The organism is Thiomicrorhabdus sp. Milos-T2 (assembly GCF_000702325.1).
GTDB lineage: Bacteria > Pseudomonadota > Gammaproteobacteria > Thiomicrospirales > Thiomicrospiraceae > Thiomicrorhabdus.
In genome coordinates, this window is record NZ_KL370891.1 from 1,461,542 (window position 1) to 1,474,697 (window position 13,156).

The window sequence follows — 13,156 nt, forward strand, 5'->3', positions numbered from 1 at the left end:
TCATCGACTCTTACAAAAGCCTCTTTAAGATATTAAACAAGATTGTTATACGAGACCTTACCAGGCCTGGTACTTTTTAATTAATGATTTTTTTAGTTATGGTTTAAACTCAAAAGTAATTTCACGTTCAAAGAGTTCTTTAGCTGGTGGAGCCGGTAATGGCTCCGCTCTATACACCGCTTTTTCAGCAGCCTGCTTAAACTGCTTAGTTGCGTCTTTATTACAGTTTAAAACTTTTACACTTGTTATATTACCACCTGGCGACTGGGTAATTTTCAAATCACACTGAGCCTCAGGCGAGATTCTAGCCGGAGTTCTCCAGCTATCTTTTACCTTAGCGGTAATCGCAGAGATATAAGATTCTCTTAAAGAAAGCATTTGCTTACGTTTTTGTGCCGCACGAAGTTCAGCCGCTTCTTCATCTAACTGACGCTGCAAAGCTGCCGCCGCCTCTTGTTGTTTCTTTTTACGCTCCGCTTCAATCGCAGCCTTCTCTAACACTTTTTTCTGTTTTTCTTTAGCTATTAACTCTTTTTCTAAAGCTTGTTTTTTCTTCTCTTCCGCTAAACGTTGTTTTTCAGCTTGTGCCGTCTTTTCTTTGGCTTCTTTTCTCTGTTTTTCGGCATCTAAAGCGGCTTTTTTAGCTTTCTCTGCTTTTTTACGAGCGGCATCTGCCTTCTTTTTTTCAACTAAGGCTAAGCGTTTTGCTTCTTCGATTTTTTTACGTTCAGCATCAGCTTTTCGTTTTTGTTTTTCTGCTAGTTTTTTAGCTTCTTTAGCTTTTGCTTTTTCAATTTTTTGTTTCTTTTGTAGCTCTTTTAAATGCGCACGTTCTTTATCTGTTTTTGCAGCAAGTTTCTGCTGCTCAAGACGTTTAGCCTCTTGTTGCTCTTTAAGTTTACTAAGCTGAGCTTGAACTTGACTCGCGTCAACCGTGAATGTTTTCATGGGTTCTAATTGAGCAATCTGACTAACCGAATTCTGTTTTAGCGGTTTTTGGAGAGTTTGTTTTCCTTGAGAAGATACTCTGACCTTTTCGGATTCATTCCAATTAATACTAAAAGCGCCAACAATGGCAATATGGAGCACTAAAGCCAAAAGGACTGATATAGGGTGTTTTTTAATAAAGCTTAACATTAGGGTTTCACCAATTCTGGTTCAGTCATTAAAGAGACGTTTTCAACACCATTGGCTTTTAGCAATACAAAAATATGCACTACCTTTCCATAAGGTGCAGAACGATCACCTTGAATATAAATAGGCTGTTGATTTAATTGAGAGCGAGCCATCACTTCAGCGACTAAACTAGCTAAATCTTTACTGCTTAAACTAATATCAGGCTGTTCAGAGGTTTTATACAAGCCTTCATTTGTAACCGTAATCACAAAAGGCTTATTTTCTTCTGTTACGGGGGCTGATGGCTTAGCTATCTCTGGAGTTTGAGGAAGACTGACTGTAACCGCTTGTTGAACAATAGGTGCGGTTACCATAAAAATGATTAACAAAACTAAAGTTACATCGATATATGGCACAACATTAATTTCAGCCATTAAGCGTTTTTTGCTTCTATTGTTACGAAAACCGTTCTGCATTGTTTGACCTTGTTATTCCCTTTAAACCCTAGTGAGACCTTTGTGAGTCCGTTGACTAAATTGATATAAGACCTTATTGATATAAAGTCCTTAGCCGTTATTTTTAACCGAATGAGCTTGACGCTGTAAAATGGTTAAAAAGCCTTCAGCAAAGTTTTCGTATTCATTTAGTAAACGGTCAACTTTGTTTGATAAACGGTTATAAGAAATAACGGCGGGAATAGCGGCAAACAGACCAATTGCAGTAGCAATCAAAGCTTCAGAAATTCCCGGAGCAACCGCGGCTAAGGTTGCATGCTGAACATCGCCTAAAGATTGAAAGGCATGCATAACGCCCCAAACGGTACCGAACAGACCAATATATGGCGCTGAAGAACCTACTGTAGCTAGTAGAGATAAGTGATTTTCTAAGGCATCGGTTTGTTTAGAAAAGGCAATTTTCATTGTACGTTGTGCACCTGAGACCAAATCAGCGGCCTCTTCAACTCCTTGTTGTTTTGAACGCGCAAATTCTTTAAAACCATCTGCAAAGATTAATGCTAAACCAGAAGCATCTCCGCGACTACTTTCTACTTGGTGATATAGACCTGAAAGCTCTTGCGTTTCCCAAAATTTTTTTTCAAAAGCTTTAGCTTGACGCAAGGCTTTGCGAACCTGATAGGATTTTGCAAAAGCAACTGACCAAGCCGCTAATGACATTAAAGCCAATAATATCATCACTGCCTGAACTACTGGGCTGGCCATTAATATAATTTCAATTAAATCACTATCGTTCATGAGTTTCTCTTTTTAAAATCTAGTTAAATTTTATGGTTTATTCTAACGTATTTCTTGCTGGATTTTAAATAATGTAAAATATTTACATTATTATTTATTATGCTTGGTTTTAGTACTTTAATTTAAGCTATCTAAAACTTAAGCTATCTATTTTCAGAATTCTCTCTATGACTCTTCAAAGTTAAGATGTCTATAGGCGTGCGAAGTCGCCATACGTCCGCGTGAAGTTCTTACCAAAAAACCTTGTTGAACCAAAAAAGGTTCAATCACATCTTCAATTGTGCCACGCTCTTCACCCAAAGCGGTCGCCATACTGTCAATGCCAACAGGCCCACCTTCAAACTTATGAATAATCGTTTCTAAAAAACGTCTATCCATTTTATCTAAGCCAAGAGAGTCAACCTCTAAAAGATTTAACCCCAAATCCGCAATAGATTGCGTGATAATGCCATCGCCTTTCACTTGAGCATAGTCTCTAACTCTGCGAAGTAATCGGTTTGCAATACGCGGAGTGCCTCTTGAGCGTCTCGCAATCTCTTGAGCCCCTTCAGCTTCAGAGTGCATTCCTAAAATAGAAGCCGAACGAGTAACGATTTGAGTCAATTCATCATCACTATAAAACTCTAAACGTTGCACTAAACCAAAACGATCTCGTAACGGAGAAGTTAGTAAACCTGCTCGAGTTGTCGCCCCAACTAAAGTAAATGGAGGAATATCTATTTTGACACTTTGTGCTGCAGGGCCTTCACCAATCACAATATCAATTTGAAAGTCTTCCATTGCCGGGTATAGAACTTCTTCAACAATAGGACTTAAACGATGAATCTCATCCACAAACAAAACATCATGCGGTTCTAAACGCGTTAATATCGCAGCTAAATCCCCGGGTTTTTCAATGACTGGCCCAGAAGTTTGGCGCAAAGTCACACCCATTTCTTGAGCAATGATATTGGACAAAGTGGTTTTACCCAAGCCCGGTGGGCCGTAAAGCAATACGTGATCTAAAGACTCACCACGCATTTTAGCGGCATCCATTGATAACTGCAATTGCTCTCGCACAGCGGTTTGACCAATATATTCGGTTATTTGCTGTGGACGAACAGTAGGAATACTATAGATGTCATCTTCTGTCTCTTGACTGCCGATAATACGGTCTGTTTCAATCATCTAAAGTTTAATTCCTTGTAAGGCTCGTTTAATAATGGCTTCTAATGTTAACCCCTCTTCGAAGGCCCCTGCAACCATTTTTTCTGCCTGGTTATTTTTGTATCCTAATGCAACGAGTGCTTCACAAGCTGACTGTTGTATTGAGCTAGCAAACCCAGCCGTAGGGATTGATTTTTGTGACGAAGAGGCGTCAGCTACAGGTTGATAATTTAGTAAACCAGATTCCACAATCGGCTTAAGTCGATCACGCATCTCAATCTGTAAACGCTCTGCTGTTTTTTTACCCACTCCAGGTATACGAGTTAACGCTGAAATATCACCGTTATCTACATAACTACAAAATTCGTTAACCGACATGGCTGACAAAATACCTAAGGCCATTTTTGCCCCCACGCCATTAACTTTAATTAACGTCTTAAACAACACTCTTTCAGATTCTGTAGCAAAACCAAATAACAACATCGCATCTTCACGAACATGCATATGCGTTAATATCGTCACTTGCTCATCCACAGACTCTAATTGATAAAAAGTCGACATGGGCGCTTCAATTTCATAACCCACCCCATTAACATCCAACAAGAGCATGGGCGGTGTTTTCTGAACTAAGTTTCCTCGTAAAAAGCCGATCACAACTTATACTCTCCTAAAATTTTGTGCCTTTTGAAAGCAATTCTGCATCAATCCCTAAAGACATATAACGGTCATGACATAATGCACAAGCTAAGGCATCTGCCGCATCTTCTTGAGGAGTATCCGTTAACTTTAATAAATTTTGAACCATATACTGCACTTGATCTTTGCCTGCGTGGCCTTTACCAACAATCGTGCTTTTTATTTGTGTCGGTGTATATTCCATAATATCCACACCTTTAATCGCAGCCGCACATAATATTACGCCACGAGCCTGCCCTAAAGTAATCGCAGATTTAGGATTTTTATAAACAAATACTTTTTCAACCGCCATCACATCGGGTTGATATTGGTCGATAATCTGGCAAATAGATTCAAAGATATTTTTTAAACGTTGCGCGCCAGAAAATTTCTCTACACGAATAACACCGCTAACTAAATAAGTGGCTGAATAGCGGCCAGATTCAACGATACCAAAACCGGTTTTACGTGAACCCGGGTCAATACCCAAAATACGTTTTAATTTTGCCAAACAATTTACCTCTGACCAGGCCTGGTAGTTTTATACAAGCCATAAAAAAGCGGGCTAAAAGACCCGCTCTATCGTATTACGTTTAATTTGCTGATTTTACCAGGCCTGCTTTTCTAGAAAAATCGAGCATTCTTTGTAATGAAATCAGCGCTTTTTGTCGTATTGATTCAGGAACCTGAACTTCTCCGGTTTTATTTTTTAAGCAGTCACGTAAATTTTGCAAACCATTCATTGCCATCCAAGGGCAGTGAGCGCAACTATTACAAGCTTGAGCCTTACTCCCTGTTGGAGCAATGTAAAGACTTTTATTGGGTGCGACCTGCTGCATTTTATAAAAAATACCATAGTCAGTTGCCACAATAAACTCGTCATCAGGCATGGTTTCAACTGCATTTAACAGCACTTTAGTTGAACCAACCACATCGGCTAAATCAACCACTTCTGAAGGCGATTCAGGATGTACTAAAACTCTAGCTTGTGGATATTTTTGCTTTAACGCTTCTAACTCAAAGGTTTTAAACTCATCGTGCACAATACAGTGCCCTTGCCAACGAATCATTTCAATACCGGTTTGCTTTTCAATCCAGTCACCTAGATGTCTATCCGGTGCCCAAATGATTTTTTTACCCTGTTCTTTAAGATGAGAAACAATCTGTAAAGCATTACCTGAAGTGACAACCCAATCCGCAATGGCCTTAACTTCAGCACTGGTGTTGGCGTAAACCACTACGGTGTGATCAGGATATTGAGCACAAAAATTTGCAAATTCATCCGCTGGACAACCCACATCTAATGAACACGTTGCCTCTAAATCAGGCATAAGTACGGTTTTTTCAGGGCTTAGCATTTTAGCGGTTTCACCCATAAAGCGAACCCCACAAACCACCAACATATCCGCATCAGATTGAGCACCAAAGTTGGCCATTTCTAAAGAGTCGGCAACAGTACCGCCAGTCTCTTCGGCTAAAGCTTGCAACTCATCATCTACATAATAATGGGCAATTAATTTTGCATTATTTTGTGTTAACAGTTGCTTAATTTCAGCTTTTAAATCGGCTTTTTGCTGAGCACTCAACCAAGGCTGAGTAGAAGCTTCATTCGCTAACTTTTGAATACGTGATCCAAGTTGAATAGGAATTTCCGACGCTTTAATCAGTAAGTTTTGTTGCGTATTTTCCGCTAAAATTTGCTCTTCAATTTGCTGTTCAATCTGTGACATTTTAAACTCTTCGCATAAGCTTAGTGTTAACTTGCTTCACCACGTACAGGTTTTCTGAAGCGTAATGCTAAATCTTCCAATTGAGCATTATCTACCAGGCCTGGTGCTTCAGTTAATAAGCAAGCAGCAGATTGTGTTTTAGGGAATGCGATAACATCACGAATGGAATCAATATTACCTAAAATCATGACTAAACGATCTAAACCAAATGCCATACCCGCATGAGGAGGACAACCGTATTTAAGCGCGTTTAATAAGAAACCAAATTTCTCTTGTGCTTCTTCATCCGAAATACCCAATAATTTAAATACCGCTGCTTGCATATTTGTATCGTGAATACGAACTGAACCGCCACCCACTTCTAAACCATTAATAACAAGGTCATAAGCTTTAGACAACATTTGCTCTGGAGCGTCATGATTTAATATTTCTTCAGTTGTCGCTTTAGGCTGTGTGAATGGGTGGTGAATCGCAGTCATTCGAGCTGCCTCTTCATCTTCTTCAAACATTGGGAAGTCTACAACCCATACCGGCTTAAATTTACCATTAAGCATACCTAAGTCTTCACCAATTTTAACGCGTAAAGCCCCTAAAGCATCGTTCACAATACGGGCTTTATCTGCACCAAAGAACACAATATCGCCGTCTTGAGCATGAACACGCTTCATAATTTCCATGACTTGATCAGGGAAGAACTTAACAATTGGAGATTGTAGACCTTCAATGCCTGCAGAAAGATCGTTAACCTTAATATAAGCTAAACCTTTTGCTCCATAGATGCTTACAAACTTAGTATAGGCATCAATATCTTTACGGCTCATTGAACCCGCACCAGGTACTTTTAGCGCTGCAACTCGACCTTTTGGATCTTTAGCAGGTGCTGCAAAAACCTTAAACTCAATATCTTGCAATAAATCAGCGACATCAACCAACTGCATATCAATACGCAAATCTGGACAATCAATACCATACTTTTCAATCGCTTCTGAATAAGGCATACGAGGGAAGTCGCCATCAAATTCATGACCAATCGTTTCTTTAAAAATGGTTTTAGTCAGACCTTCCATAACATTCATAACCGCTGCTTCTTCCATAAAAGAAGTCTCAATATCTAACTGCGTAAACTCTGGTTGACGGTCAGCACGTAAATCTTCATCGCGGAAACAACGGGTAATTTGATAATAACGATCAAAACCAGACATCATTAATAACTGTTTAAACAACTGTGGAGACTGCGGTAACGCAAAGAATTTATTTTGATGAGTACGACTTGGCACTAAATAATCACGAGCACCTTCAGGTGTTGATTTGGTTAAGATAGGCGTTTCAATATCCATAAAGTGGTTATCGTCTAGGTAACGTCGCATAGAACGTGTCACTTTATATCTCAGCATTAGAGTTTCTTGCATCTCGTCACGACGTAAATCAATGTAACGGTATTTAAGGCGTGTTTCTTCACCTACATTCTTATCATCTAACTGAAAAGGAATAGGTTCAGCCATACTTAATACATTAAGTTCTGAAGCCACAACTTCAATTTTACCCGTAGCCATATTTGGGTTAATCGTACCTTCCGTTCTTGGAATAACCTTACCGGTAATTTGTAAAACGCACTCTGCACGAAGACGTTCTGCTTTGGCAAATATTTCTGCGGTATCTGGGTTTACAACCACTTGCACCAAACCTTCACGGTCACGCAAATCGATAAAGATAACCCCACCATGGTCACGGCGACGATGCACCCAACCTGCTACGGTTACGGTTTGGTCAATGAATGATTCTGTAACTTGCCCACAATACTGCGTACGCATACTCTTTAATACCTTTAATGAATTAACAGCTTAATTTTAAAAAACCAAGCAGTTGTTATTACTTTGAGACCTTTGCACGAGGTAGGTGTAAAAGAAAAATGAGTAAAAACTAGGTGATTTTTAACCATTTTTATTCAACGATACGCTCGTTCAAAAGACTCCTTTGGTTGTAAAATACACAACCTCTAAAATATATTTGTTTTAATCTTTCTTTTAATTCTAGCTAGACAATCTAGTTCGCTATATCGATTAGCAAACTTAGCCAAAAATTATTTCTCACTCAGCGGAGGTGAAACTGGCTTAACACTTTGAGAATTTTGCTGATTTTCTAATTCTTCTAATTCTTCTGATTTAGCGTTTTTACGTTTCTTCATACCAGGAACAACAACCCCACCTGAAATCACCATTTTTAAAGCATCATCAACACTCATTTCCAGCTCAACAATTTCATGACGGTTTGCCATAATAAAAAAACCAGAGGTTGGGTTAGGCGTAGTAGGTACAAATAAATTCACCACATCATTAATCCCCGTCTTTTTCTGAGCTTCAGCTTGATGTGAACTCGTTTGAAAAGCCAGTGTCCACAACCCTTTTCTTGGGTATTCAATTAAATAAGCTTTTTCAAAGGTTTGATCACCAGAACCCAAAACTGCCTCAGCAATTTGTTTTACCGCATTGTATATTGAACGAACCAAAGGGATTCTTGATAAGAATGCTTCCCATAATTCTATAAGTTTACTGCCCAATAAATTAGCAACGAAAATCCCCGTTATTAATATAAGCAAAAAGGATAAAACCACCCCTAACCCAGGAATATTAAAGCCTAGTAGTACTTCAGGTCGATAATCATGAGGTATTAGTAACAATGTTTGATCGAAAAAATCGACCAAAAACCTAATGACGGCAATGGTCACACCTAATGGCAACCAAACTAACAAACCGGCAATCAAGTAACGCTTAAAAAAAGACACTTAACACGACCTAAAGAATTAACAATAAGAAAACAACGTATTATAAAGTAAATCACAACACTTTTAACAACAGATTTACACTTTAAGGATAGCTTTTCACAATTATTTTAACCCTTTTAAAAAACAGCCAAAACTCAGGTTAATTAAAGACCTTTATACAAGATAAGAACGAAAATGCACAAACTGTATAGCCATGGTTTACAATCATCAATAAATCGAAGAACATTGAAACTTATCTCCTTTAAAAACACATTTAAGAGCAAATAAAATGACAGAGCTTTCCTCGACACAACTTCTAATATTTAGCGGGATTTTAGGCTTAGTAATAGGTAGCTTTTTATCGATGCTAACCTGGCGACTACCACGCATTATGATGCTTGAGGAAGAAGCCCAATTTAAAGAGATCAGTTTAGGCGGTTCAAAATGCCCTAAATGTCATGCCAACCTACCTTGGTATAGACTTATTCCACTTTTTAGCTGGCTATCCACAAAAGGAAAATGTCACAATTGTCAGGCAAAAATTTCACCACGCTACCCCATAATCGAAACGTCAACGGCTTTACTTACGATTGCCTGTATGTGGCAATTTGGACTCACACCTGAAGGGATTGCCGCTACTTTATTTAGTTGGATATTAATTGCTATTTTTGTGATTGATTTTGAACATCAACTCATTTTAGACAATTTAAGTCTGCCACTGCTTTGGCTAGGACTACTCTTTAATACACAAACCTTATTTGCATCACCCGTTGATGCGATTTGGGGAGCCGCAATTGGCTATTTACTGCTTTGGATTGTTTTTCATGCCTTTAAAATGTTAACGGGTAAAGAAGGTATGGGCTATGGTGATTTTAAGCTTTTAGCGGCTTTAGGTGCTTGGTTTGGCTTCATTGCTTTGCCACAAATTATATTAATAGCAGCCGTAACCAGCATTTTAATTGGCATTATAGGAATGATTTTAAAAACGCGTGGGCGAGATACCCCTATGGCATTTGGTCCATTTCTAGCCATTGCTGGCTGGGCAACTTTATTCTTAGGTCCTAATATATTTTAAGAAAAATCTTTTGGGTATCCGTATTTTATGATTGATTATCCAGTATTGTAAAAATTAACCACGAAGACACAGAGGCACGAAGGTTAAAAAAACAAATAAAAGTGATTCGAAAATCTTAGCCCAAAAATCTTAAGTCATGCCTATAAGCTCCGTATTTGTAAAGTTTAAAATTTATAAAGTTTAAAAACGATTAATTTATTACATTTAGTTTGCTTATTCGTTAAATTTAAGTTGGTATTAGATATTAGAAATCTTCGTGCTTTCCTGTCTTCGTGGTTAAAAGGTTTGTTTAATCAATCATAAAATACATATACCCAATCTTATAAACAAAACTGTAGCAAAATCATAAACTTCAGATTAAAACTTAAATACAAAAAAAGCGCCGATGGCGCTTTTTTTCGTTAACCCATAATCAGGTTAAGTTTCTAGTTTTTACTTAAAGTTTTTTACTTATAATTTTAACATTTTAAGGTTTTAACATTTCCACCCAAAAACTCAATTCTATTAACTTACTTTTAAGCTAATAATACTGCATTACTGCCCTATCTTAGACTCAACCAAATCACAAATAGCAGTCATTTGTAACTTATTACTTTTGACAAAATTCATTACATATTGAAACATACCCGGATTTTTCTCTTCCAAAGCCATATCAATAATCAAGCACTTCTGCCCATCATAAAGCTCAGGATGAAGCATGTCTGAATACACTAAACGCTGCATCTCATAGGTTGCACCCATAGATGAAATACGGTCAATCCAATCACTTGGTCTAAATTTGCGCCCATCTTCGGTAACGCCTTGAATAATATATTTACATTGGTGCACTTTAACTAGTCCATATCCAGAATTTTTATCCCTCGAATTTTACCACAATAATCACTTTTCTTTCATTTCAAAAAAGAGTTTTTTAGCTCTTTTTAAATACCTTATTTCAATCAATAACTTATACCAGGCCTGGTGATTAAGATTTTAAAAAACGCTTAAAACTTAATCAAGCGGAATCAATTATTTGCAATTATGTGAATTGATTAAGTAAATCTAAAGCAAACACTTATATAAAATGGCATAATATTCCGTCTTATAAAGTAACCTACAACTAGCTGCATAAGCAGCAGCAATACTTACCCCAAAACTCAAGATTAAGGTTTAAAAATGACGCAGTATCAAACAGATGACTTACGCATCAAAAACATCACAGAGGTGCGTGCTCCCAGTGAATTGCATAACGAACTCCCTCTAAGCGAAAATGCCGCTCAGACGGTTTATGATACGCGTCAACAAATTCACAATATTCTCGCTGGACGTGATGATCGTCTTCTAGTTGTTATTGGGCCTTGTTCAATTCACGATACTGGCGCGGCTCGTGAGTACGCTAAAAAATTAAAAGAACAAATTGAGCTTTACAAAGAAGACTTACTCATTGTTATGCGTGTTTACTTTGAAAAACCAAGAACTACTGTAGGCTGGAAGGGTTTGATTAATGACCCAGATTTAAATGACTCTTTTAAAATTAATAAAGGCTTAGGCTTGGCTCGTGAGCTATTACGTGATGTTAATGACATGGGTGTTCCAGCAGCGACTGAATTCTTAGATTTAATTTCTCCACAATATATTGCTGACCTTATCTCTTGGGGCGCCATTGGGGCACGCACCACAGAAAGCCAAGGACACCGTGAATTAGCTTCAGGCCTATCTTGTCCAATTGGTTTTAAAAATGGAACCGACGGTAGTTTTAAAATTGCCGTTGATGCTATTCGTGCAGCCAATAATCCTCACATTTTTATGTCCATGACTAAAGAAGGTCAATCCGCTATTTTTGAAACTAACGGTAATGAAGATTGTCATGTTATTTTACGCGGTGGAAATGATGGCCCTAACTATGAAGCTTCTTTTGTGGCTGATGCCGTTAACCAATTACAATCGGCTAAAGTTGAAGATAAACTGATGGTTGACTGTAGTCATGCAAATAGCAGTAAACAACATGAAAGACAGTTAATTGTTGCTGATTCTATTGCTGAACAATTAGCCGATGGCTCTCCATACATTATGGGAGCAATGGTAGAAAGTCATTTAGTTGGCGGTCGTCAAGATGTAGAACCAGGAAAACCCTTAAACTATGGTCAAAGTATTACCGATGCTTGTATCGATTGGGATGATAGCTTAACTGTCTTAGAAACCCTCTCGAATGGCGTAAAAGCGCGTAGAAATCATCAAGCAAAATAAACTTACCTTTCTACATCGCGATTTCAAGTAAAAGGCTCAATACTTAAGTTTAAGTATTGAGCCTTTTTTATCAAACATTCAAAAACCCAACTTAAAAGTGTAAATAACCTTTTAACCCTTTTTGTGAAAACTCTTCACCATTATGTATTAAAACAAGGTTTTCACTTTTTAGCACTCGACCTATTTCCGTCACTGCAACGCCTACTTTTTTAGCTTTTTCCTGCACCTCTACTAAATTAGCTTCTTTTATAGTAAAGCAAATCTGATAATCATCTCCCCCCGCTAAAATTGCTGACCAATCCTGAGAAGTTTCAATATAATTTTTGGCCGGTTCAGAAAGTGGAATTTTCTGTAATTCAATCTCCGCATTTAACCCGCACGTTGAATGCTCAAAAATATGCCCTATGTCGGCCAATAAACCATCAGAAATATCAATCGCACTCGTTGCGTAATCACATAAAACCGAACTCAATTCAAGCTGAGGTGTAGGTCTATTTAAAGCCTGTAATAAAAAATCTATTTCACTATCATTTAAATCATTTTTAACCAGGCCTGGTAGATTATCTTGCGCCACCTTTAACCCTAATGCACCATCTCCAATAGTATTGGTTACACAAATTAAGTCACCTAATTGAGCGCCGGAACGCAATACCGCCTTACCTTGTTCTACCCATCCTTGCGCAGTTACCGTAATGGTTAAATGACCTTTTGTGGTATCTCCACCAATCAGCGGAATAGTATAACGTTCACTTATTGCTTTTAAGCCTTTTGAAAATGACTTTAACCAGGCCTGGTCATTATTAGGTAAAGTCAACGCTAAAGAGAAAAATCCAGGTTTCGCCCCCATTGCTGCTAAATCACTTAAGTTAACAGCCACCGCTTTCCAAGCAATATCAAACCCACTGGTCTCTTCAGGAAAATGCACTCCACTAACTAAAGTATCGGTTACGACAACAAGTTGATGATTTGGTGGTACATTCATAACCGCACCATCATCACCAATCCCTAATTCATCTAAAGCCAACCCTTTGGATAAAGGTTGAAAACATTCTTTTATTAACTCGAATTCTGATGCCATAACTTTGTATTTTTGGGTATCCGTATTTTGTGATTGATTATCCAGTATTGTAAAAATTAACCACGAAGACACAGAGGCACGAAGGTTGAAAAAACA

At 38.0% G+C, this 13,156-nt stretch carries 13 protein-coding genes; 2 read left to right on the forward strand and 11 right to left on the reverse strand.

Annotated features, from left to right (window positions below):
* Positions 1 to 96 precede the first annotated feature (96 nt).
* From tolA to BS34_RS0106695, 9 genes are all read right to left on the reverse strand, one after another.
* Positions 97 to 1,137 carry a cell envelope integrity protein TolA gene (gene tolA, locus BS34_RS0106655; protein WP_029407754.1) on the reverse strand — a complete coding sequence of 347 codons (1,041 nt, stop codon included), beginning with the start codon at positions 1,135 to 1,137 and terminating at the stop codon, positions 97 to 99.
* On the reverse strand, positions 1,137 to 1,592 hold the full coding sequence (locus BS34_RS0106660) for an ExbD/TolR family protein (protein ID WP_029407755.1): 456 nt from the start codon (positions 1,590 to 1,592) through the stop codon (positions 1,137 to 1,139). The genes tolA and BS34_RS0106660 overlap by 1 nt, the downstream gene beginning before the upstream one ends.
* Before the next feature lie 90 nt (positions 1,593 to 1,682).
* Entirely contained in the window at positions 1,683 to 2,369 is a 687-nt protein-coding gene (tolQ, locus tag BS34_RS0106665; RefSeq protein ID WP_029407756.1) for a protein TolQ, read from the reverse strand.
* A 165-nt stretch (positions 2,370 to 2,534) separates the two neighbouring features.
* Entirely contained in the window at positions 2,535 to 3,536 is a 1,002-nt protein-coding gene (gene ruvB / locus BS34_RS0106670) for a Holliday junction branch migration DNA helicase RuvB (protein ID WP_029407757.1), read from the reverse strand.
* A complete protein-coding gene (ruvA, locus tag BS34_RS0106675; protein WP_029407758.1) occupies positions 3,537 to 4,169 on the reverse strand; it encodes a Holliday junction branch migration protein RuvA in 633 nt (210 codons plus the stop codon).
* A 13-nt stretch (positions 4,170 to 4,182) separates the two neighbouring features.
* Entirely contained in the window at positions 4,183 to 4,701 is a 519-nt protein-coding gene (gene ruvC, locus BS34_RS0106680) for a crossover junction endodeoxyribonuclease RuvC (protein WP_029407759.1), read from the reverse strand.
* 82 nt (positions 4,702 to 4,783) lie between these two features.
* Positions 4,784 to 5,920 (reverse strand): quinolinate synthase NadA, encoded by a 1,137-nt coding sequence (gene nadA, locus BS34_RS0106685; RefSeq protein WP_084151579.1) that lies wholly within the window; start codon positions 5,918 to 5,920, stop codon positions 4,784 to 4,786.
* A gap of 26 nt (positions 5,921 to 5,946) precedes the next feature.
* Complete coding sequence (gene aspS, locus BS34_RS0106690; RefSeq protein ID WP_029407761.1) at positions 5,947 to 7,731, reverse strand: aspartate--tRNA ligase; 1,785 nt, start codon at positions 7,729 to 7,731, stop codon at positions 5,947 to 5,949.
* 269 nt (positions 7,732 to 8,000) lie between these two features.
* A complete protein-coding gene (locus tag BS34_RS0106695; RefSeq protein ID WP_029407762.1) occupies positions 8,001 to 8,702 on the reverse strand; it encodes a DUF502 domain-containing protein in 702 nt (233 codons plus the stop codon).
* Positions 8,703 to 8,970: 268 nt separating this feature from the next.
* Between BS34_RS0106695 and BS34_RS0106700 the strand changes: the two genes are divergently transcribed.
* Complete coding sequence (locus BS34_RS0106700) at positions 8,971 to 9,756, forward strand: prepilin peptidase (RefSeq protein WP_029407763.1); 786 nt, start codon at positions 8,971 to 8,973, stop codon at positions 9,754 to 9,756.
* A gap of 534 nt (positions 9,757 to 10,290) precedes the next feature.
* Here the strand turns inward: BS34_RS0106700 and BS34_RS0106705 are convergent.
* Entirely contained in the window at positions 10,291 to 10,584 is a 294-nt protein-coding gene (locus tag BS34_RS0106705) for a DUF3579 domain-containing protein (protein ID WP_029407764.1), read from the reverse strand.
* Positions 10,585 to 10,911: 327 nt separating this feature from the next.
* Here BS34_RS0106705 and BS34_RS0106710 point away from each other — a divergent pair, with 327 nt between their 5' ends.
* Positions 10,912 to 11,982, forward strand: a complete 1,071-nt coding sequence (locus tag BS34_RS0106710; protein WP_029407765.1) for a 3-deoxy-7-phosphoheptulonate synthase — start codon at positions 10,912 to 10,914, stop codon at positions 11,980 to 11,982.
* 91 nt (positions 11,983 to 12,073) lie between these two features.
* Here the strand turns inward: BS34_RS0106710 and thiL are convergent, their stop codons facing one another.
* Positions 12,074 to 13,132: a thiamine-phosphate kinase gene (thiL, locus tag BS34_RS0106715; RefSeq protein ID WP_233993159.1), complete on the reverse strand. Its 1,059-nt coding sequence runs from the start codon at positions 13,130 to 13,132 to the stop codon at positions 12,074 to 12,076.
* Between the last annotated feature and the right edge of the window lie 24 nt (positions 13,133 to 13,156).

Bases quoted from the DNA above. Each gene is read 5' to 3' on its own strand.
- tolA (WP_029407754.1), bottom strand. From the start codon at position 1,137: ATGTTAAGCTTTATTAAAAAACACCCTATATCAGTCCTTTTGGCTTTA.
- BS34_RS0106660 (WP_029407755.1), bottom strand. From the start codon at position 1,592: ATGCAGAACGGTTTTCGTAACAATAGAAGCAAAAAACGCTTAATGGCT.
- tolQ (WP_029407756.1), bottom strand. From the start codon at position 2,369: ATGAACGATAGTGATTTAATTGAAATTATATTAATGGCCAGCCCAGTA.
- ruvB (WP_029407757.1), bottom strand. From the start codon at position 3,536: ATGATTGAAACAGACCGTATTATCGGCAGTCAAGAGACAGAAGATGAC.
- nadA (WP_084151579.1), bottom strand. From the start codon at position 5,920: ATGTCACAGATTGAACAGCAAATTGAAGAGCAAATTTTAGCGGAAAAT.
- aspS (WP_029407761.1), bottom strand. From the start codon at position 7,731: ATGCGTACGCAGTATTGTGGGCAAGTTACAGAATCATTCATTGACCAA.
- BS34_RS0106700 (WP_029407763.1), top strand. From the start codon at position 8,971: ATGACAGAGCTTTCCTCGACACAACTTCTAATATTTAGCGGGATTTTA.
- BS34_RS0106710 (WP_029407765.1), top strand. From the start codon at position 10,912: ATGACGCAGTATCAAACAGATGACTTACGCATCAAAAACATCACAGAG.